Here is a 631-nt window from a genome sequence, read left to right as displayed (position 1 = left end):
CCCTGCACCAAGCGGGCATCCGTCGCGGCCGCCACCCAAGTCCAATAGACCCTGAGCCCCTGAAGTTTGAGGGGTGATGAATGTTAGACAAAGGGCTAACATGCGGGCCTGTTTCGCTTTTTCCGCGTATTGCCTACTTATGCCCAATCAGACGATCAAGACCCCCTGCGTCGGCCTCTGCTCCACTGTCTACGGTGACCTGGTGTGCCGTGGCTGCAAACGTTTCCACCATGAAGTGATCCACTGGAACGGCTACAACGAGGAAGAAAAGCGCGCGGTGTGGCTGCGTCTCGAGCAATTGCTGGTGCAGGTGATGGCGGCCAAACTGGAAGTCTTCGATCCCCAGCGGCTGCGCGAGCAACTGGAGCAGCGCAAGATCCGCTTCGTGCCGCACCAGTCGGAATATTGCTGGGCCTATCAGCTGATCGCCCGCGGGGCGCGGGTGATCAACCAGCTGGAAGCCTACGGGATGGTGTTGCTGCCGGAGTTTCGCGACTGGGAACTGCCGGAATTGCGCGATGCCATCGATCGGGAGTTTTTCCTCCTGTCGGAAGCCCACTACCAGCGTTATATCGCCCCGGGGTTTCTCAAGGACGCCTTTGGCGCCTGACCATTAAAAGCATCGCGGGCA

General features: G+C 59.4%; 1 protein-coding gene. It reads left to right on the top strand.

What is annotated here, in order from left to right; translation table 11 throughout:
- Nucleotides 1–139 precede the first annotated feature (139 nt).
- Nucleotides 140–610: a DUF1289 domain-containing protein gene (locus ACTJKT_RS13105; protein ID WP_025809403.1), complete on the top strand. Its 471-nt coding sequence runs from the start codon at nt 140–142 to the stop codon at nt 608–610.
- The last annotated feature ends 21 nt before the right edge of the window (nt 611–631 follow it).

The organism is Pseudomonas sp. 22526 (assembly GCF_052044735.1).
Classification (GTDB): Bacteria; Pseudomonadota; Gammaproteobacteria; order Pseudomonadales; family Pseudomonadaceae; genus Aquipseudomonas; species Aquipseudomonas piscium.
The sequence above is the reverse complement of the archived record's forward strand: the minus strand, read 5'-3'. Positions and strand labels throughout refer to the sequence as shown.